Genomic DNA, 19,311 nt, shown 5'->3' on the forward strand with positions numbered 1-19,311 from the left:
GCCGGCGGCGAGCGCCTCCGGCGTCGCCGCGGCGACGCCGCCCGCCGCCGCGCCGGGCGCGACGCGCAGCGTCGACGGCGTGACCTGGCGCTGGCCGGCCGACGGTCCCCTGCTGTCGCGCTTCCAGAGCGGCGATCCGACGCGGCAGGGCATCGACATCGCCGGCAAGTCCGGCGATGCGGTGCGCGCGGCCGCCGACGGCGTCGTGGTCTACAGCGGCAACGGCCTGATCGGCTACGGCGAGCTGATCATCGTCAAGCACTCGGACAGCTACCTGTCCGCCTACGGCCACAACCGGCGGCGGCTGGTCAAGGAGGGCGACCGCGTCGTCGCCGGGCAGCAGATCGCCGAGATGGGCGCCAGCGGCGCGCCGCGCGACGAGCTGCACTTCGAGGTGCGCCGCGACGGCAAGCCGGTCGACCCGCTCGGCTTCCTGCCGCCGCGCTGAGCGCGGCGCTCAGCCGGCGCCGGTTTCCAGGATGAACGCCGCCACCACGCGGCGGCCCTCGCCGGCCAGCACGTTGTAGGTGCGGCTGGCGGCGGCGTTGTCCATCACCTCGATGCCGACGCGGCGCTGCAGGAACGCCGCCATCACCGCCGCGGCGGGAAAGCGCTGGCGCGCGCCGGTGCCGAGCAGCACCACTTCCGGCCGCAGGGCGAGGATGGCCTCGATGTGCGCCTCGGCGATGGCGCCGACGTCCGCTACCGGCCAATCCTCGAGCAGGGTTTCGCGCGCCAGCACGAAACTGCGCGTCAGCACGCGGTCGACCACGGTGACGCTGCGCGCGTCGCCGCGGCGCACGAACAGGTAGTCGCCCGGGCGTTCGAGGTTCAGTTCCATCGCCAGGCTTCCGTCAGCGCGGCAGCGCCAGCTTCGGCTCGTCGGCGTTGCGGCGGTAGAGGCAGGCGATGTGGCCGATCTGCTGCACCAGCTCGGCGCCGCTGCCCGCGAGCAGCGCCTGCACCTGTGCCGCGCGCGCGGCGCGGTCTTCGCCGGCCAGCTTGACCTTGATCAGCTCGTGATGATCGAGCGCGAGCGAAAGTTCCTTCAGCACCGCCTCGCTGACGCCTTTGGCGCCGAGCAGGATCACCGGCTTGAGCGGATGGGCGAGGCCGCGCAGGTAGCGGCGCTGGGTCGGGGAGAGCGGCATCGTTCAGGTTCGCGATCGCGGCGGCGAAGACGAAAAGGGTATCATGCGGCCGTCCATTCCCGTACGCGTACGTGCGCCCGCCGATCCCATCATGCCGCGCAGCAAGAGCAGCGCCCGCTGGCTGCGGGAGCATTTCGACGACGTCTACGTCAAGCGCGCGCAGGCGCAGGGCCTGCGTTCGCGCGCGGCGTTCAAGCTCGAGGAGCTGATCGAGCGCGACCGTCTGCTGAAGCCGGGCATCACCGTGGTCGACCTCGGCGCCGCGCCCGGCGGCTGGTCGCAGGTGGTGCGCGAGCGGCTCGGCGATCGCGGCCGGGTGATCGCGCTGGACATCCTGCCGATGCAGGGCATCGCCGGCGTGGAATTCCTGCAGGGCGACTTCCGCGAAGACGCCGTGCTGAAACGGCTGGAAGGCCTGCTCGGCGGGCAGAAAGTCGACCTTGTCCTGTCGGACATGGCCCCCAATATGACGGGTGTGGCCGTGGCCGACCAGGCGCGGGCGATGGATCTGGCCGAACTGGCCCTGGACTTTGCCCGCGCCTGGCTGAAGCCGGGCGGGGCGTTCCTGGTGAAGCTGTTCCAGGGGACGGGTTTCGACGATTACCTGCGCAGGTTGCGCGCCGACTTCGAGCGGGTGACCATGCGCAAACCGAAGGCCTCGCGCGCGCGTTCGCGCGAGGTCTACGCGCTGGCGACCGGCCGCCGCGGCTGAATCGCCGGCCTGGAGAGTGAGAGTCCGATGAACGACATGGCCAAGAACGTGCTGCTCTGGTTGATCATCGCGGTCGTGCTGTTGACCGTGTTCCAGAGCTTCAACCCGCGCGGCAGCGCGGCGCAGGACATGCCGTACTCGGAGTTCAAGCAGCAGGTGCAGAACAACAACGTGCAGAGCGTGACGCTGAGCGCCAGCCTGCCGACCACGGTGACCGGCAAGCTGAAGGACGGCACGCCGCTGCGCAGCGTGATCCCGGTCTCCGGCGACGACGAGCTGCAGCCGCTGCTCGACAAGCACGACGTGCAGGTGCGCCAGGAGCCGTCCGACAACGGCGTCTCGCTGCTGCGCATCCTGCTCGACTGGGTGCCGTTCCTGATCTTCATCGGCCTGCTGATCTGGTTCATGCGGCAGATGCAGTCCGGCGCCGGCGGCCGCGGCGCGATGGCGTTCGGCCGCTCGCGCGCGCGCCTGCAGGGCGAGGACCAGGTCAAGGTGACGTTCGCCGACGTGGCCGGTTGCGAGGAGGCCAAGGAGGACGTCAAGGAGCTGGTCGACTTCCTGCGCGATCCGGGCAAGTTCCAGAAGCTCGGCGGCAAGATTCCGCGCGGCGTGCTGATGGTCGGCCCGCCGGGCACCGGCAAGACGCTGCTGGCCAAGGCCATCGCCGGCGAGGCCAAGGTGCCGTTCTTCACCATCTCCGGTTCCGACTTCGTCGAGATGTTCGTCGGCGTCGGCGCCGCGCGCGTGCGCGACATGTTCGAGCAGGCGAAGAAGCACGCGCCCTGCATCATCTTCATCGACGAGATCGACGCCGTCGGCCGGCACCGCGGCGCCGGCCTGGGCGGCGGCCACGACGAGCGCGAGCAGACGCTGAACCAGCTACTGGTCGAGATGGACGGCTTCGAGGGCAGCGAGGGCATCATCGTGATCGCCGCCACCAACCGTCCGGACGTGCTCGACCCGGCGCTGCTGCGCCCGGGCCGTTTCGACCGCCAGGTGGTGGTCGGCCTGCCCGACGTGCGCGGCCGCGAGCAGATCCTCAAGGTGCACATGCGCAAGGTGCCGGTCGCCGCCGACGTCGAGCCGATGGTGATCGCGCGCGGCACGCCGGGCTTCTCCGGCGCGGATCTCGCCAACCTGGTCAACGAGGCGGCGCTGTTCGCCGCGCGCGAGAACGCGCGCGAGGTCGGCATGAGCCACTTCGAGCGCGCCAAGGACAAGATCATGATGGGCGCCGAGCGGCGCTCGCTGGCGATGAGCGAGGAGGAGAAGCGCCTCACCGCCTACCACGAAGCCGGCCACGCCATCGTCGGCCTGTCGGTGCCCGACCACGACCCGGTGCACAAGGTCACCATCATCCCGCGCGGCCGCGCGCTGGGCGTGACCATGTTCCTGCCGGAAAACGACCGCTACAGCCTCAGCAAGACGGCGATCGAGAGCCAGCTCTGCTCGCTGTACGGCGGCCGCGTCGCCGAGGAGCTGATCTTCGGGCCGGAAAAGGTCACCACCGGCGCCTCCAACGACATCGAGCGCGCCACCCGCATGGCGCGCAACATGGTCACCAAGTGGGGCCTGTCCGACGCGATGGGTCCGGTGACCTACGGCGAACAGGACGAGGAGGTGTTCCTCGGCCGCTCGGTGACGCAGCACAAGAACGTCGCCGACGAGACCGCGCGCAAGATCGACGAGGTGGTGCGCGAAATCCTCGACAGCGCCTACCGGCGCACGCGCGAGATCCTCACGCGCGAGATCGGCAAGCTGCACGCGATGGCGCAGGCGCTGCTGCAGTACGAGACCATCGACCGCGAGCAGATCGACGCGATCATGGCCGGCCGCGAGCCCGGCCCGCCGCGCGACTGGCGCGCGCCCAGCGGCGGCGCGGGCAGCGGTAACGGCGGCGCCGCCGGGCGCGAAGCCGGCGGCACGGTCGGCGCTCCCGCCGGACAGCACTGAGCCCGCGCGGCGTCCGCGCAGCCGCGGGCGCCGCCTTCCCCGCGCCGCGCCTCGCCGCATGTTCGACACCACGCCGACCCTCGACTGCGCCGGCCGCCCGCTGGCGCTGGACCGCCCGCGCATCTGCGGCATCCTCAACGTCACTCCCGATTCGTTCTCCGACGGCGGCCGCTATCTCGATCCGGCGCGCGCGCTGGAGCACGCGCTGCGCATGGTCGAGGAGGGCGCCGACCTGATCGACGTCGGCGGCGAGTCCACGCGCCCGGGCGCGGAGGCGGTCGACGCCGCCGCCGAGATCGCGCGCGTGGTGCCGGTGATCGAGGCGGTCGCCGCGCGCGTCGCCGTGCCGGTCGCCGTCGACACCTCCAAGCCGGAGGTGATGCGCGCCGCGGTGGCCGCGGGCGCCGGTCTGATCAACGACGTGTACGCGCTGCGCCGCGAGGGCGCGCTGGATGCCGTGGCGGAGTTGAAGGTGCCGGTGTGCGTGATGCACATGCAGGGCGAGCCGCGCACCATGCAGGAGGCGCCGCGCTACGACGACGTGGTCGCCGAAGTGCACCGCTTCCTGACCGAGCGCCTGTTCGCCTGCGAGATGGCCGGCATCGAGCGCCGGCGCGTGCTGGTCGATCCCGGCTTCGGTTTCGGCAAGACCCTCGAGCACAACCTGGCGCTGCTGCGCGCGCTGGAGCGCTTCCGCGATCTCGGCGCCGGCCTGCTGGTCGGCCTGTCACGCAAGTCGATGATCGGCGCGCTGACCGGCCGTGCCGCGCCGGAACAGCGCGCCGCCGGCTCGGCCGCGGCGGCACTGATCGCGGCGCAGCGCGGCGCCCGCATCGTGCGCGTGCACGACGTCGCCGCCACCCGCGATGCGCTGGCGGTGTGGCAGGCCGTGGCGTCGGGCGAGGCCGCGCCGGCGCGCGCGCCGGCGCCGGCCAAACCGCGCTGGGACGACGACGACTGAGAGGCTGTGAAAAAACGGCCTCTCAGGCGAGCCATGGACGGCTCGCCGCGAAGCGAGCGCGTAAGCGCTTGTTTCGCGGGAGTGAGTCCGGGCATGTGCCGGACACACGACTGAAAAAACTCACAGGACGTGAGTTTTTTCACAAGCGCCGAGCCCGGCTTCGGCCGCGGGGGGGCGCGGCCCGGCCGGCTTGCGCTATCGCGGCCGAAGTCGCCCGCACAAGCGCTATGCTGTTGCACCGGCCCCAGCACCCAAGCCTCGAATCAGCGACCCCATGCCCGAGTCCCGAGTCCCGAATCCCGAGTCCCGCAAATACTTCGGCACCGACGGCATCCGCGGCCGCGTCGGCGAATGGCCGATCACCGCCGAGTTCATGCTGAAGCTGGGCCGCGCCGCGGGCGCCGTGCTGGGCGGCGACGACGGCCGCGCGACCGTGCTGATCGGCAAGGACACGCGCGTATCCGGCTACATGTTCGAATCCGCGCTGGAGGCCGGCCTGGTCGCCGCCGGCGCCGACGTGCGCCTGCTCGGCCCGATGCCGACGCCGGCGGTGGCCTACCTGACCCGCTCGCTGCGCGCCAGCGCCGGCATCGTCATCAGCGCCTCGCACAATCCGCACCAGGACAACGGCATCAAGTTCTTTTCCGCGCAGGGCGAGAAACTGGACGATGCGGTCGAGACGGCGATCGAGCGCGAGGTCGACGCGCCGTTCGTCACCGTGCCGTCCGAGCGCCTCGGCAAGGCGCTGCGCGTGGCCGACGCGCCGGCGCGCTACGTCGAGTACTGCAAGGCCACGGTGCCCGCGGGTTTCAGCCTGCGCGGCACGAAGCTGGTGCTCGACTGCGCGCACGGCGCCACCTACCAGGTGGCGCCGCGCGTGTTCGCCGAACTGGGCGCCGAAGTGACGACGATCGGCTGCGCGCCGGACGGCTTCAACATCAACCGCGACGTCGGTTCGACCCGCCCGAGCGCGCTGATGCGCGCGGTGCGCGAGCAGGGCGCCGACCTCGGCATCGCCTTCGACGGCGACGGCGACCGCGTGCAGATGGTCGACCACGCCGGCGCGCTCGCCGACGGCGACGACCTGCTGTACGTGCTCGCCTGCGACTGGCATGCGCGCGGCCTGCTGCGCGGTCCGCTGGTCGGCACGCTGATGAGCAACTACGGCCTGGAGCGCGCGCTGGCGCGCATGGGCGTGCCGTTCCTGCGCGCCAAGGTCGGCGACCGCTACGTGCTGCAGCTGCTGCGCGAGCACGGCGGCGTGCTCGGCGGCGAAACCTCGGGCCACATCCTCTGCCTCGACCGCGCCAGCACCGGCGACGGCATCGTCAGCGCGCTGGCGGTGCTCGACGCGCTGCAACGCGGCGGGCGCACGCTGGCGGAGGCGCGCGAGGGCCTGCGCAAGCTGCCGCAGACCACGGTCAACGTCGCCGCCGCCGGCGGCGCGGCGCTGGTGGCGGACGTCGGGGTGCAGCAGGCGCTGGGCGAGGCGCAGCGCGCGCTGGAGGGGCGCGGCCGCGTCGTGCTGCGCCCGTCCGGCACCGAGCCGGTGGTGCGCGTCACCGTCGAGGCGACGGACGCGGAGGAAGTGCGGCAACTGGTCGCCAGGCTCGCGGACGCCGTCCGCAGCGCGGCGCGTGCGCAGGCGCAGACGGCATGAGCATGCGGCAGGTCCCGACCCTCGACATCCGCCGCTACGACGGCGACCGCGCGGCCTTCGTCGCCGAGCTCGGCGCCGCCTACCGCGAGTTCGGCTTCTGCTGCATCAGCGGGCACGGCATCCCGGCCGCGCTGATCGACGGCGCCTACGACGCCTTCAAGCGCTTCTTCGCGCTGCCCGTCGACGTGAAGATGAAGTACCACGTGCCCGGCGGCGGCGGCGCGCGCGGCTACACGCCGTTCGGCGTGGAGACGGCCAAGGACAGCCGCTATCCCGACCTCAAGGAGTTCTGGCACATCGGCCGCGAGATCCCGCGCGATTCGCGCTACGCCGGCATCATGGCGCCCAACCTGTGGCCGGCGGAAGTGCCCGGCTTCCGCGAGCACGGCTACGGCCTGTACCAGGCGCTGGACCGGCTCGGCTCGCGCGTGCTGCGCGCGCTGGCCCTGCACATCGGCCTGCCGGAACGCTGGTTCGACGACAAGACCGACTTCGGCAACTCCATCCTGCGCCCGATCCACTACCCGCCGATCGAACGGGGCGACGTGCCCAACGTGCGCGCCGGCGCGCACGAGGACATCAACCTGATCACGCTGCTGGTCGGCGCCAGTGCGGAAGGGCTCGAGGTGCTGACCCGCGAGGGCCGCTGGCTGCCGATCACCACGCAGGGCGACGCCATCGTGGTCAACATCGGCGACATGCTGCAGCGCCTGACCAACCACGTGTACCCGTCGACCACGCATCGCGTGGTCAACCCGCCGGGCGACGGCGCGCGCAAGCCGCGCTATTCGGTGCCGTTCTTCCTGCATCCGAACCCGGACTTCGTGATCGACGTGCTGCCGTCCTGCGTCAGCGCGGACAACCCCAGCCGCTATCCCGAGCCGATTACCGCGCACGGCTACCTGCAGCAGCGCCTGCGCGAGATCCGCCTGATCTGAGGCGGGATCAGTCGAGCACGCGGAAATCGCGCGAGCGGCGCGCGATCAGCTTAAGCGCGAGATCGTCGGGCAGCAGCTTGAACAGCGTCTTGATCGCGCGGTTGACGCGGCCGTTGACGTACACGACGTCGCCGCGTTCGACCGCATCCAGCCCCTGCGCGGCGACCGTATCGGCGTCCATCCACATGTAGCGCGGCATCTTCGACACCAGCGCGCGGGCGCCGGTGACGTCGTGGAACTCGCTGTAGGTGAAACCGGGGCAGAGCGCGCAGACGTGCACGCCGCGCGCACGGTTCTCCAGCGCCAGCGACTGCGAGAACCGGATCAGGTAGGCCTTCGACGCCGCATAGAGCGTGTGGCCGGTCGAACCGGGCAGGTGGCCGGCCAGCGAGGCGACGTTGACGATGCGGCCGTAGCCGCGCGCGCGCATGCCGGGCAGCAGGCGGTGCGCCAGTTCGGTGGGCGCGGTGATCAGCACCTGGATGAAATCGGCGTGGCGCTGCCAGGGGCTGGCCTCGAACGTGCCCGGCACGCCGTAGCCGGCGTTGTTGATCAGCACGTCGATCGGCAGATCGCGGCGCTGCAGTTCCGCGAGCAGCCGCGCCGGCGCCTGCGGATCGGCCAGGTCGGCGGGCAGCGCGACGGCGTCGATGCCGTGACGTTCGCGCAGCTCCGCGGCCAGCGCGTCGAGGCGCTCGGCGCGGCGCGCGGTCAGCACCAGCGCGTGGCCGCGCGCGGCGAGCGCGCGGGCGAAGGCCGCGCCGATGCCGGCGGAGGCGCCGGTGACGAGGGCGCGGCGCGGCGGCGAAGCCGCCGTCCGCGGCGCCGCGCCGCGGTCCGTCTGCGTTGCGTGCCGCGGCGGCGCGCCGTTATCCTCTGCGGTCTTTGCCAAGCCGGATGCCCTCGATGCGCAGGAAATTCGTCGCCGGGAACTGGAAGATGCACGGCTCGCGCAAGCAGGCCGCCGCGCTGGTCGCGGAGATCCTGGCGGGCATGCCGGACGGTCCCGAGATCGCGGTGTTCCCGCCGTTCCCCTATCTTGCGGAGCTGGCTGCGGCCTGTGCAAGCCGCGGGCTCGGCTTCGGCGGCCAGGACGTCAGCGAACACGCGGGGCAGGGCGCCTACACCGGCGAGGTGGCGGCGGCGATGCTCGCCGACGTCGGCTGCGCCTACGCGCTGGCCGGGCACTCCGAGCGCCGCCAGTATCACGGCGAAAGCGATGCGCGGGTGGCCGCCAAGGTCGAGGCGGCGCTGGGCGCCGGCCTGGTGCCGGTGCTGTGCGTCGGCGAGACGCTGGAGGAACGCGAAGCGGGCCGCACGGAGGCGGTGGTCGCACGCCAGCTCGCCGCGGCGGTGGAGCGCTGCGGCATCGCCGCGTTCGAGCGCGTCGTGGTGGCCTACGAGCCGGTATGGGCGATCGGCACCGGCCGCACCGCGAGCCCCGCGCAGGCGCAGGAGGTGCATGCCTTCGTCCGTAGCCAATTGGCGAAAGCCGATGCTAGAATTTCGAAGCTGACCCGCATCCTCTACGGCGGCAGCGTCAAGCCCGCGAATGCCGCGGACCTGTTCGCGCAGCCCGACGTGGATGGCGGCCTGATCGGCGGCGCCTCGCTGGCGGCGGCCGATTTCCTTGCGATCTGTCAGGCTGCGCGCTGAACGCGCGACCGGCAGGGAAGAACATGATCACCATCTTCAGCGTCTTCTACATCCTGATCGCCGCGGCGATGATCGTGCTGATCCTGATCCAGCGCGGCGCCGGGGCGGACGCGGGTTCCGGTTTCGGCGGCGGCGCCTCGGCCACCGTGTTCGGCGCGCGCGGTTCCACCAATTTCCTCACCCGCACGACGTGGGTGCTGGCGGGTTTGTTCTTGCTGCTCAGCCTCGGCATGGGCATCTACGTCGGCCGTACGGGCGTCAGCAAGCCCGCCGACGACCTCGGCGTGATGTCCGGCGCGGCGACGCCTTCCGCTCCGGCCAAGCCGGCCGCGCCGGCGGCGGGCGGCAGCGAGGTGCCGCAGGCGACGGCGCCGCCGGCGGCCAATGCCGGCGTGCCCGCGCCGCAGGCGGCGCCGGCCGCGTCCGCGGCGGGCAAGCCCGGTGCAAGCGGGCCCGCGAAGAACGATTGATCGAGTGACCATGCCCAGGTGGCGGAATTGGTAGACGCACTACCTTGAGGTGGTAGCGACGCAAGTCGTGGAGGTTCGAGTCCTCTCCTGGGCACCACTGCTGCAATCGGCCGCGCGAGCGGCCGCTGATGCGCCCCGCGGCGCGGAGGTTCGCTGAGCCGTGCTAGCCGAATACTGGCCTGTCCTGCTGTTTCTGCTCGTCGCCACCGGCATCGGCGTCGCGCTGCTGATCGCCGGCAGCCTGCTCGGGCCGAAACGCCCGGATGCCGAGAAGCTCTCGCCCTACGAGTGCGGCTTCGAGGCGTTCGAGGACGCGCGCATGAAGTTCGACGTGCGCTACTACCTGATCGCGATCCTGTTCATCATCTTCGATCTCGAGATCGCGTTCCTGTTCCCGTGGGCGGTCGTGTTCACCAAGATCGGCCTGATCGCGCTGATCGAGATGGCGCTGTTCCTCGCCCTGCTGGTGGTCGGCTTCGTCTACATCTGGAAGAAGGGAGCGCTCGAATGGGAGTGATCTCCAGGCTCGATCGGGTGATGCACAACCCGATGCCGCTGGAGCAGGTGGACGACATCCTGCGTCCGGCCGGCGACAACCCGGTGATCGAGCGCGGCTTCGTCACCACCCAGCTCGACGCGCTGATCAACTGGGCACGCACCGGCTCGATGTGGCCGGTGACCTTCGGCCTGGCCTGCTGCGCGGTCGAGATGATGCACGCCAGCGCGGCGCGTCTGGACCTCGACCGCTACGGCGTGATCTACCGCCCCTCGCCGCGCCAGTCCGACGTGATGATCGTGGCCGGCACGCTGGTCAACAAGATGGCGCCGGCGTTGCGCAAGGTCTACGACCAGATGCCCGAGCCGAAGTGGGTGATCTCGATGGGCTCGTGCGCGAACGGCGGCGGCTACTACCACTATTCCTATTCGGTGGTGCGCGGCTGCGACCGCATCGTGCCGGTGGACGTGTACGTGCCGGGCTGCCCGCCGACGGCGGAAGCGCTGATCCACGGCATCCTGCAGCTGCAGAAGAAGATCCGCCGCACCAACACCATCGCGCGCTGAGTGACCCGCCATGAGTGAAGCCACGCCCGCCCCCGCGGCGCCGAGCATCCTGGCCGAGCGCCTCGCCGCGCGCTTCGGCGGCCGCATCGCCGGCATCGTCACCCGCCTCGGCGAGACCACCATCGAGGTCGCCGCCGACGACCTCGTCGGCATCGCCACCGCGCTGCGCGACGATCCCGATTTTCGTTTCGAGCAGCTCGTCGACCTCTGCGGCGTCGACTACCTCGGCTACGGCGAGGACGAGTGGCGCACTTCGCAGGAGACCACCGGCACCGGCTTCTCCCGCGGCGTCGAGGGGCAAGGTCCCGGGCGCTTCAAGTGGGACGAGCGGCCGCGCGACGTCGCCATCCCGCGCCGCTTCGCGGTGGTGGTGCACCTGCTGTCGATCAGCCACAACCGCCGTCTGCGCGTGCGCTGCTTCTGCCCGGACGACGCGCTGCCGGTGGTGCCCTCGCTGACCGGCGTCTGGCCCGGCGCCAACTGGTTCGAGCGCGAAGCGTTCGACCTGTTCGGCATCGTCTTCGAGGGGCACCCGGACCTGCGCCGCATCCTCACCGACTACGGTTTCGTCGGTCATCCGTTCCGCAAGGACTTCCCGCTGATCGGCAACGTCGAGGTGCGCTATGACCCCGAGCAGAAGCGCGTGGTCTACCAGCCGGTGTCGATCGAGCCGCGCGTCAACGTCGCCCGCGTGATCCGCGAGGACGCGCGCTGGGCGCAGGCGCGCGCCGAGGAAGCGGACCAGTGGCAGGAGAACTGAGCATGGCCGGCGGGGAGATCCGCAACTACACGATGAACTTCGGCCCGCAGCATCCGGCCGCGCACGGCGTGCTGCGCCTGGTGCTGGAGCTGGACGGCGAGGTAGTGGTGCGCGCCGACCCGCACGTCGGCCTGCTGCATCGCGCCACCGAGAAGCTGGCGGAGTCCAAGCCGTACAACCAGTCGATCGGCTACATGGACCGCCTCGACTACGTCTCGATGATGTGCAACGAACACGGCTACGTGCGCGCCATCGAGAAGCTGATGGGCATCGAGGCGCCGATCCGCGCGCAGTACATCCGCACGATGTTCGACGAGATCACGCGCATCCTGAACCACCTGATGTGGATCGGGTCGAACGCGCTCGACCTCGGCGCGATGGCGGTGTTCCTGTACGCGTTCCGCGAACGCGAGGAGCTGATGGACTGCTACGAGGCGGTCTCCGGCGCGCGCATGCACGCGACCTACTACCGTCCGGGCGGCGTCTACCGCGACCTGCCGGACCGCATGCCGCAGTACCGCGAGTCACCGTGGCACAAGGGCAAGGACCTGAAGCGCCTGAATGCCTGGCGCGAGGGCTCCATGCTCGACTTCCTCGACGCCTTCACCGACGACTTCCCGCGCCGCGTCGACGAGTACGAGGAGCTGCTCACCACCAATCGCATCTGGAAGCAGCGCACGGTCGGCATCGGCGTGGTCAGCCCGGAGCAGGCGCTGGCCTGGAGCATGTCCGGGCCGATGCTGCGCGGCTCCGGCATCGAGTGGGACCTGCGCAAGAAGCAGCCGTACGCGGCCTACGCCGACGTCGACTTCGACATCCCGGTCGGCGCCAACGGCGACTGCTACGACCGCTACCTGGTGCGCGTCGAGGAGATGCGCCAGTCCAACCGCATCATCAAGCAGTGCGTCGCCTGGCTGCGGCAGAACCCGGGCCCGGTGATCGTCGACAACTTCAAGGTGGCGCCGCCGCCGCGCGCCGAGATGAAGCGCGACATGGAAGCGCTGATCCACCACTTCAAGCTGTTCACCGAAGGCTACTGCGTCCCGGCGGGCGAGGCCTACGCCGCCGTCGAGGCGCCGAAGGGCGAGTTCGGCGTGTACCTGGTCTCGGACGGCGCCAACAAGCCGTTCCGCCTGAAGGTGCGCGCGCCGGGCTTCCCGCACCTGTCTTCGATCGACGAGATCGTGAAGGGGCACATGCTGCCCGACGTCGTGGCGATGATCGGCACCTACGACATCGTGTTCGGAGAGATAGACCGATGAAGGCCACCGGCAATTTCGACAAGGTCAAGGACGTCGACCCGCAGGCCGTCCTCACCGAGCAGACGCGCCGGCACATCGAGCACTGGCTGGCGAAGTTCCCGCCGGACCGGCGCCGCTCGGCGGTGATCCAGGGCCTGATGGCCGCGCAGGAGCAGAACGGCGGCTCGCTGACCGACGAGCTGATCGCCGCGGTGGCGAAGTACATCGGCATCCCGCCGCTGTGGGCCTACGAGGTGGCGACGTTCTATTCGATGTTCGAGCTGGCGCCGGTCGGCCGCCACAACGTGGCGATCTGCACCAACATCTCGTGCTGGCTGAACGGCGCCGACGGGATCGTCCGCCATTGCGAGAAGAAGCTCGGCATCAAGCTCGGCGAGTCGACGCCGGACGGCCGCATCTACCTCAAGAAGGAAGAGGAATGCCTGGCCGCCTGCTGCGGCGCGCCGATGATGGTGGTGGACGGGCATTACCACGAGAAGCTGACCCCCGAGCAGGTGGACCGGATTCTCGACGAACTGGAATAGGTGCCTGCCGCGGCGAACGCGCCGCGCCGGTTCTGCTCCGTTGAACGATGCGGTCGCGGCCGAGGCCGCTCCGGCAGAGAGTGACTACGCATATGGCATACGGCCCTGCGCCCAAGGAACACCAGGTCGTCTACACCACGCTGCACTTCGACGTGCCGTGGGCGTTCGACAACTACGTGAAGACCGGCGGCTACGAGGCCTGGAAGAAGATCCTCGCCGAGAAGCCGGATCCGGCGTCGATCATCGAAGAGGTGAAGAAGAGCGCGCTGCGCGGCCGCGGCGGCGCCGGCTTCCCGACCGGCCTGAAGTGGTCGTTCATGCCGCGCAACGCGCCGGGCCAGAAGTACATCCTGTGCAATTCGGACGAGTCCGAGCCGGGCACCTGCAAGGACCGCGACATCCTGCGCTTCAACCCGCACGCGGTGATCGAGGGCATGGCGATCGCCTGCTACGCCACCGGTTCCACCGTCGCCTACAACTACCTGCGCGGCGAGTTCCACCACGAGCCGTTCGAGCGCTTCGAGCAGGCGCTGCAGGAGGCCTACGCGGCCGGCCTGCTCGGCAAGAACATCCAGGGCTCGGGCATCGACGTGGACATCCACGCGGCGCTCGGCGCCGGCGCCTACATCTGCGGCGAGGAAACCGCGCTGATGGAGTCGCTGGAGGGCAAGAAGGGCTGGCCGCGCTACAAGCCGCCGTTTCCGGCCAACTTCGGCCTGTTCGGCCGTCCGACCACGATCAACAACACCGAGACCTACGCCTCGGTGCCGGCGATCATCCGCAACGGCGCCGACTGGTTCCTCAACCTCGGCAAGCCGAACAACGGCGGCCCGAAGATCTTCTCGGTGTCCGGCCACGTCAACCGCCCGGGCAACTACGAGATCCGCCTCGGCACGCCGTTCGCCGAGCTGCTGGAGATGGCCGGCGGCGTGCGCAACGGCCACAAGCTGAAGGCGGTGATCCCGGGCGGCTCGTCGATGCCGGTGCTGCCGGGCGAGACGATGATGGCCTGCACGATGGACTACGACTCGCTGCAGAAGGCCGGCTCCGGCCTCGGCTCGGGCGCGGTGATCGTGATGGACGAGACCACCTGCATGGTGCGCGCCTGCGAGCGCATCAGCCAGTTCTACCACATGGAATCCTGCGGCCAGTGCACGCCGTGCCGCGAGGGCACCGGCTGGATGCACCGCGTGCTGACGCGCATCGTCGCCGGCCAGGGCAGCCTCGACGACCTGCACCGCCTGAAGGCGGTCGCCGGGCAGATCGAGGGCCACACCATCTGCGCGTTCGGCGAGGCCGCCGCGTGGCCGGTGCAAGGCTTCCTGCGCCACTTCTGGCACGAATTCGAGTACTACGTCGAGCACGGGCGCTCGATGGTCGAGGACAAGCTTGGAGTCGCCGCATGAGCGCGCAGCCGACCCAGAACGCCGCGCCGGATCTGGTCAACATCGAGGTCGACGGCAAGCCGATCCAGGTACCGAAGGGCTCGATGATCATCGAGGCCACCGACAAGGCCGGCATCCCGATTCCGCGCTTCTGCTACCACCGCAAGCTGCCGATCGCGGCGAGCTGCCGGCAGTGCCTGGTCGAGGTGGAGAAAATGCCCAAGCCGACGCCGGCCTGCGCCACGCCGGTGATGGAGGGCATGAAGGTCTTCACGCGCTCGGAAAAGGCGCTGAAGGCGCAGCGCAACGTGATGGAGTTCCTGCTGATCAACCATCCGCTCGACTGCCCGATCTGCGACCAGGGCGGCGAGTGCGAACTGCAGGACCTGGCGATGGGCTACGGCCGCTCGGTCAGCCGCTTCACCGAGCGCAAGCGCGTGGTCGCCGACGAAGACATCGGCCCGCTGGTGGCGACCGAGATGACGCGCTGCATCCACTGCACGCGCTGCGTCCGCTTCGTCGGCGAGATCGCCGGCACCCACGAGCTGGGCAGCATGGACCGCGGCGACCGCCACGTGATCGGCACCTACATCGGCAAGAGCATCGACAGCGAGCTGAGCGGCAACATCATCGACGTCTGCCCGGTCGGCGCGCTGACCGACAAGGTGTTCCGCTTCAAGGCGCGCGCCTGGGAAATGGTCGCGCGGCCGTCCGGCGCCTACCACGACGCGCTCGGCTCCAACCTGTGGCTGCACACGCGCCGCGGCGAGGTGCTGCGCGTGGTGCCGCGCGACAACGAGGCGGTCAACGAGTGCTGGCTGTCCGACCGCGACCGCTACAGCCACCAGGGCCTCGGCGCGGCGGACCGCGCGACGAAGCCGATGGTCCGCCGCGACGGCCGCTGGCTCGAGACCGACTGGGAAGACGCGCTGGGCACGGTCGCCGCGCGGCTCGGCGCGTTCACCGGCGCCGACATCGGCGCCCTGGTGCAGCCGTCCACCTCCAGCGAGGAAGGCGCGCTGATCGCCCGCCTGATGCGCGCGCTGGGCAGCGTCCACTTCGACCATCGCCTGCGCACGCTGGACTTCGCCGGCGCCGCCGGCGGTGTCGCGTTCGAGCTGCCGGTCGCGCAGATGGAGCGCGTCGGCGCGGCGCTGCTGGTCGGCTCCGACCTGCGCCACGAGGTGCCGCTGCTGAACCACCGCCTGCGCCAGGCGTGGAAGCGCGGCGCCAAGGTCTACGCGGTCAATCCCGCGCGCTTCGATTTCAATTACGAACTCGCCGGCCAGTTCATCGCGCCGCCGCAGAAGCTGGTCGACGAGCTGCTGGTGCTGGCCAAGGCCGCGGCCGAACTGGGCGCGGCGCCGGCCGACCGCGCGCTCGCCGACGCGCTCGCCGCGGTGCAGGCCAGCGACGCCGCGCGCGCCGCGGTGAAGGCGCTGAAGGACGCCTCCAGCGCGCTGGTGCTGCTGGGCGACGCCGGCGCGCGCCATCCCGAGGCATCCTGGCTGCGCGCCATCGCGCGCTACATCGCCACCGCCACCGGCAGCGCGCTGAACGTGCTGCCCGACGGCGCCAACGGCGTCGGCCTGGCCCGCGTCGGCGTGCTGCCGGGGCAGGGCGGGCTGGACGCGCAGGCGATGCTGGCGCAGCCGCGCCGCGCCTACCTGCTGTACGGCGCCGAGCCGCCGCACGACTTCGCCGACGGCGCCGCCGCCGGTCTGGCGCTGCAGCAGGCCGAGTTCGTGGTCGCGTTCTCCGCCTACGCGGACGAGGCGCTGAAGCGCATCGCCCACGTGATCCTGCCGATCGGCCTGACGCCGGAGATCGACGCCACGCTGGTCAACGTCGACGGCACCGCGCAGGCCTTCGCCGCCGGCGCCCGCCTGCCGGGCGACGCGCGCCCGGGTTGGAAGGTGCTGCGCGCGCTGGGCGGCCTGTTGAAGGCGCCGGGCTTCGAGTTCGTCACGCTGGCCGAGCTGCGCGCGGAGATCGCGCCGGCGCTGGCGCGGGCGCCGCAGGCGATCGCGCCCCCGCTGGCCGCGCGTCGCGCCGGCGCGGCGCTGGCGCGGCTGGCGACCGTGCCGATCTACCGCGCCGACGCCGTGCTGCGCCGTTGCGCCGCGCTGAACGCGCATCCGCTGGCGCGGTCGGTCGCGGTGCGGCTGAACGCCGCCGATGCGGCGGCGCGCGGTCTCGCCGACGGCGACCGCGCGCGGCTCGCCGACGGCAGCACGCTGCCGGTGGCGATCGACGCGTCGGTGCCGGCGGGCGCCGCCTGGATCGAGGCCGCGCACGCCGAAACCGCCGCGCTGCCGCCCTACGGCGCGGCCATCGAACTGACCAAGGCATAACGACATGCACGCCGATCTGCTGCTTGCCGCGTGGACCCTGGCCAAGATCCTGGCCATCTCGGTGCCGCTGATCATCGCCGTGGCGATGTACTCCTACTGGGAGCGCAAGGTCATCGGCTGGATGCACGTGCGCATGGGACCGAACAAGATCGGTCCGTGGGGCCTGCTGCAGGCCTTCGCCGACGTCTTCAAGCTGCTGTTCAAGGAAATCGTCGTCCCGGCCAACGCCGACAAGCCGCTGTTCTACCTGGCGCCCGTGCTGGCGGTGGCGCCGGCGTTCGCCGCCTGGGCGGTGATCCCGTTCGACCAGGGCGTGGTGCTGGCCAACCTCAACGTCGGCCTGCTGTACCTGCTGGCGATGACCTCGATGGGCGTGTACGGCATCATCCTCGCCGGCTGGGCCTCCAACTCGCGCTACGCACTGCTCGGCGCGATGCGCTCGGCCGCGCAGGTGGTGTCCTACGAGATCGCGATGGGCATGGCGCTGGTGTGCGTACTGGTGCTCGCCGGCAGCCTCAACCTCACCGACATCGTCAACGCGCAGGCCGGCGGCAAGGGCCTGCTGGACTGGTTCTGGCTGCCGCTGCTGCCGGTGTTCGTCATCTACTTCGTGGCGGGCGTCGCCGAGACCAACCGCGCGCCGTTCGACGTCGCCGAGGGCGAGTCGGAAATCGTCGCCGGCTTCCACGTCGAGTACTCGGGCTCCGCGTTCGCGGTGTTCTTCCTCGCCGAGTACGCGAACATGATCCTGATCAGCTTCCTCGCCTCGGTGATGTTCCTGGGCGGCTGGCTGTCGCCGTTCCCGGCCTCGTGGGGCCTGATCGGCCAAGGCAGCTGGATCTGGCTGTTCGCCAAGGCCTTCGCATTCGCCTTCATGTACCTGTGGTTCCGCGCCACCTTCCCGCGCTACCGCTACGACCAGATCATGCGCCTGGGCTGGAAGGTGTTCATTCCGATCACGATCGTGTGGGTGCTGGTGGCCGGGTGCATGAAGTACTTCGGCTGGATCACCGCGGGCGCCTGAGGCAAGACCATGACGAGCGTCGTCAACTATTTCCGCAGCCTGCTGCTCGGCGAACTGCTGCAGGGCATGGGCCTGACCATGCGCTACATGTTCAGGCCGAAGTACACGATGCGCTACCCGATGGAGCACATCCCGAAGTCGAACCGCTTCCGCGGCCTGCACGCGCTGCGCCGTTACCCCAACGGCGAGGAGCGCTGCATCGCCTGCAAGCTGTGCGAGGCGGTGTGCCCTGCGCTGGCGATCACCATCGATTCGGCGCCGCGCGAGGACGGTTCGCGCCGCACCACGCGCTACGACATCGACCTGTTCAAGTGCATCTACTGCGGCTTCTGCGAGGAGAGCTGCCCGGTCGACTCGATCGTGGAGACGCACGTGCACGAGTACCACTTCGAGCATCGCGGCGAGAACGTCGTCACCAAGCCGCAGCTGCTGGCGATCGGCGACCGCTTCGAGGCCGAGATCGCCGCCGCCCGCGCGCAGGACGCGCCGTACCGCTGAGAGCGCAGGGGACCCGCCGATGACCTTCCAACTGCTCTGCTTCTACGCCTTCGCGGCGGTGACCACGCTGGCCGCGCTCGGCGTGATCACGCTGCGCAACTCCGTGCACGCGGTGCTGTGCCTGGTGCTGACCTTCTTCAGCACCGCGGCGATCTGGCTGCTGGCCGAGGCCGAATTCCTGGCCGTCGCGCTGGTGGTGGTGTACGTGGGCGCGGTGATGGTGCTGTTCCTGTTCGTGGTGATGATGCTCGACATCAAGCAGGAGCCGCTGCGCGAGGGCTTCATCCGCTATCTGCCGGTCGGCATCGCCGTCGCCGCGGTGATGTTGGCGGAAATGCTGGCGCTGATCGGCGTGCGCGCGATGGCGCAGGTGCCGGCGCCGGCCAACCCGGCCGGCGACTCCAACATCGCCTGGCTGGGCGAGACGCTGTTCACCCGCTTCCTGTTGCCGTTCGAGATCGCCGCGCTGATCCTCACCGTCGGCATCATCGCCGCGGTGGCGCTGACCCTGCGCCGTCGCGAAGGCGTGCGCCACCAGGATCCGGCGCGCCAGGTGGCGGTGGATCCGCGCACGCGCGTGCGCGTCGTCAAGATGGCCGCCGAGCGCGGCCAGGAGCCCGCGGCATGATCACGCTCTCGCACTACATCGTGCTCGGCACGATCCTGTTCTGCCTGTCGGTGGCGGGCGTCTTCATCAACCGCAAGAACGTGATCGTGCTGCTGATGGCGATCGAGCTGATGCTGCTCGCCGTCAACGTCAATTTCGTCGCCTTCTCGCGCTTCCTCGGCGATGCCTCGGGGCAGGTGTTCGTGTTCTTCATCCTCACCGTGGCGGCCGCCGAATCCGCCATCGGCCTGGCGATCCTGACCCTGCTGTTCCGCAACCGCAGCACGATCAACGTCGCCGAAATCGATTCGATGAAAGGCTGAGGAGCGCC

22 protein-coding genes and 1 tRNA gene are annotated in these 19,311 nt (G+C 70.5%); 20 read left to right on the forward strand and 3 right to left on the reverse strand.

Translation table 11 applies throughout. From position 1 onward, the window contains the following. Positions 1 to 448 (forward strand): murein hydrolase activator EnvC family protein (locus tag MBSD_RS09790; RefSeq protein WP_148667859.1); only part of this gene is annotated, 448 nt, incomplete at its 5' end. Between the two features lie 9 nt (positions 449 to 457). On the opposite strand, the gene MBSD_RS09795 is transcribed toward MBSD_RS09790, so the two are convergent. Next, positions 458 to 841 carry an Mth938-like domain-containing protein gene (locus MBSD_RS09795; RefSeq protein WP_062537162.1) on the reverse strand — a complete coding sequence of 128 codons (384 nt, stop codon included), beginning with the start codon at positions 839 to 841 and terminating at the stop codon, positions 458 to 460. 13 nt (positions 842 to 854) lie between these two features. After that, positions 855 to 1,151 carry a ribosome assembly RNA-binding protein YhbY gene (gene yhbY, locus MBSD_RS09800; RefSeq protein ID WP_062537163.1) on the reverse strand — a complete coding sequence of 99 codons (297 nt, stop codon included), beginning with the start codon at positions 1,149 to 1,151 and terminating at the stop codon, positions 855 to 857. Positions 1,152 to 1,242: 91 nt separating this feature from the next. Here yhbY and rlmE point away from each other — a divergent pair, with 91 nt between their 5' ends. The 5 genes from rlmE (at position 1,243) to MBSD_RS09825 (ending at position 7,378) form a co-directional block, all read left to right on the forward strand. After that, the gene (gene rlmE / locus MBSD_RS09805) at positions 1,243 to 1,863 is read left to right on the forward strand and encodes a 23S rRNA (uridine(2552)-2'-O)-methyltransferase RlmE (RefSeq protein WP_062537164.1); all 621 of its coding nucleotides are present in this window, start codon (positions 1,243 to 1,245) and stop codon (positions 1,861 to 1,863) included. A gap of 27 nt (positions 1,864 to 1,890) precedes the next feature. Beyond that, positions 1,891 to 3,819 (forward strand): ATP-dependent zinc metalloprotease FtsH, encoded by a 1,929-nt coding sequence (gene ftsH, locus MBSD_RS09810; RefSeq protein WP_062537165.1) that lies wholly within the window; start codon positions 1,891 to 1,893, stop codon positions 3,817 to 3,819. A 58-nt stretch (positions 3,820 to 3,877) separates the two neighbouring features. Next, positions 3,878 to 4,780 (forward strand): dihydropteroate synthase, encoded by a 903-nt coding sequence (gene folP / locus MBSD_RS09815; RefSeq protein WP_062537166.1) that lies wholly within the window; start codon positions 3,878 to 3,880, stop codon positions 4,778 to 4,780. 274 nt (positions 4,781 to 5,054) lie between these two features. Then, entirely contained in the window at positions 5,055 to 6,440 is a 1,386-nt protein-coding gene (glmM, locus tag MBSD_RS09820) for a phosphoglucosamine mutase (protein ID WP_062537167.1), read from the forward strand. Positions 6,441 to 6,442: 2 nt separating this feature from the next. Next, positions 6,443 to 7,378, forward strand: a complete 936-nt coding sequence (locus MBSD_RS09825; protein WP_062537168.1) for an isopenicillin N synthase family dioxygenase — start codon at positions 6,443 to 6,445, stop codon at positions 7,376 to 7,378. Between the two features lie 7 nt (positions 7,379 to 7,385). Here the strand turns inward: MBSD_RS09825 and MBSD_RS09830 are convergent, their stop codons facing one another. After that, entirely contained in the window at positions 7,386 to 8,270 is an 885-nt protein-coding gene (locus MBSD_RS09830; RefSeq protein WP_082306594.1) for an SDR family NAD(P)-dependent oxidoreductase, read from the reverse strand. A gap of 14 nt (positions 8,271 to 8,284) precedes the next feature. Between MBSD_RS09830 and tpiA the strand changes: the two genes are divergently transcribed. The 14 genes from tpiA (at position 8,285) to nuoK (ending at position 19,303) form a co-directional block, all read left to right on the forward strand. Continuing rightward, a complete protein-coding gene (gene tpiA / locus MBSD_RS09835) occupies positions 8,285 to 9,034 on the forward strand; it encodes a triose-phosphate isomerase (RefSeq protein ID WP_062537169.1) in 750 nt (249 codons plus the stop codon). 23 nt (positions 9,035 to 9,057) lie between these two features. Continuing rightward, positions 9,058 to 9,504, forward strand: a complete 447-nt coding sequence (gene secG, locus MBSD_RS09840) for a preprotein translocase subunit SecG (protein ID WP_062537170.1) — start codon at positions 9,058 to 9,060, stop codon at positions 9,502 to 9,504. A gap of 12 nt (positions 9,505 to 9,516) precedes the next feature. Beyond that, positions 9,517 to 9,601, forward strand: a tRNA-Leu gene (locus MBSD_RS09845). Between the two features lie 63 nt (positions 9,602 to 9,664). After that, positions 9,665 to 10,021: an NADH-quinone oxidoreductase subunit A gene (locus MBSD_RS09850; protein ID WP_062537171.1), complete on the forward strand. Its 357-nt coding sequence runs from the start codon at positions 9,665 to 9,667 to the stop codon at positions 10,019 to 10,021. Then, complete coding sequence (locus tag MBSD_RS09855) at positions 10,012 to 10,566, forward strand: NuoB/complex I 20 kDa subunit family protein (RefSeq protein WP_062537172.1); 555 nt, start codon at positions 10,012 to 10,014, stop codon at positions 10,564 to 10,566. The genes MBSD_RS09850 and MBSD_RS09855 overlap by 10 nt, the downstream gene beginning before the upstream one ends. A gap of 10 nt (positions 10,567 to 10,576) precedes the next feature. Next, a complete protein-coding gene (locus MBSD_RS09860) occupies positions 10,577 to 11,326 on the forward strand; it encodes an NADH-quinone oxidoreductase subunit C (RefSeq protein WP_062537173.1) in 750 nt (249 codons plus the stop codon). Between the two features lie 2 nt (positions 11,327 to 11,328). Next, on the forward strand, positions 11,329 to 12,588 hold the full coding sequence (locus MBSD_RS09865) for an NADH-quinone oxidoreductase subunit D (RefSeq protein ID WP_062537174.1): 1,260 nt from the start codon (positions 11,329 to 11,331) through the stop codon (positions 12,586 to 12,588). Further along, a complete protein-coding gene (nuoE, locus tag MBSD_RS09870; protein ID WP_062537175.1) occupies positions 12,585 to 13,112 on the forward strand; it encodes an NADH-quinone oxidoreductase subunit NuoE in 528 nt (175 codons plus the stop codon). Before MBSD_RS09865 ends, nuoE begins: the two co-directional genes overlap by 4 nt. A 92-nt stretch (positions 13,113 to 13,204) precedes the next feature. Next, a complete protein-coding gene (gene nuoF / locus MBSD_RS09875; RefSeq protein WP_062537176.1) occupies positions 13,205 to 14,518 on the forward strand; it encodes an NADH-quinone oxidoreductase subunit NuoF in 1,314 nt (437 codons plus the stop codon). Further along, positions 14,515 to 16,851 carry an NADH-quinone oxidoreductase subunit NuoG gene (nuoG, locus tag MBSD_RS09880; RefSeq protein ID WP_062537177.1) on the forward strand — a complete coding sequence of 779 codons (2,337 nt, stop codon included), beginning with the start codon at positions 14,515 to 14,517 and terminating at the stop codon, positions 16,849 to 16,851. Before nuoF ends, nuoG begins: the two co-directional genes overlap by 4 nt. 4 nt (positions 16,852 to 16,855) lie before the next feature. After that, a complete protein-coding gene (gene nuoH, locus MBSD_RS09885; RefSeq protein ID WP_062537178.1) occupies positions 16,856 to 17,875 on the forward strand; it encodes an NADH-quinone oxidoreductase subunit NuoH in 1,020 nt (339 codons plus the stop codon). A 9-nt stretch (positions 17,876 to 17,884) separates the two neighbouring features. After that, positions 17,885 to 18,373, forward strand: a complete 489-nt coding sequence (nuoI, locus tag MBSD_RS09890) for an NADH-quinone oxidoreductase subunit NuoI (RefSeq protein ID WP_062537179.1) — start codon at positions 17,885 to 17,887, stop codon at positions 18,371 to 18,373. 19 nt (positions 18,374 to 18,392) lie between these two features. Then, entirely contained in the window at positions 18,393 to 19,001 is a 609-nt protein-coding gene (locus tag MBSD_RS09895) for an NADH-quinone oxidoreductase subunit J (protein WP_062537180.1), read from the forward strand. After that, positions 18,998 to 19,303: an NADH-quinone oxidoreductase subunit NuoK gene (gene nuoK, locus MBSD_RS09900; protein WP_062537181.1), complete on the forward strand. Its 306-nt coding sequence runs from the start codon at positions 18,998 to 19,000 to the stop codon at positions 19,301 to 19,303. Before MBSD_RS09895 ends, nuoK begins: the two co-directional genes overlap by 4 nt. Positions 19,304 to 19,311 lie beyond the last annotated feature (8 nt).

Source organism: Mizugakiibacter sediminis (assembly GCF_000953855.2).
Classification (GTDB): Bacteria; Pseudomonadota; Gammaproteobacteria; order Xanthomonadales; family Rhodanobacteraceae; genus Mizugakiibacter; species Mizugakiibacter sediminis.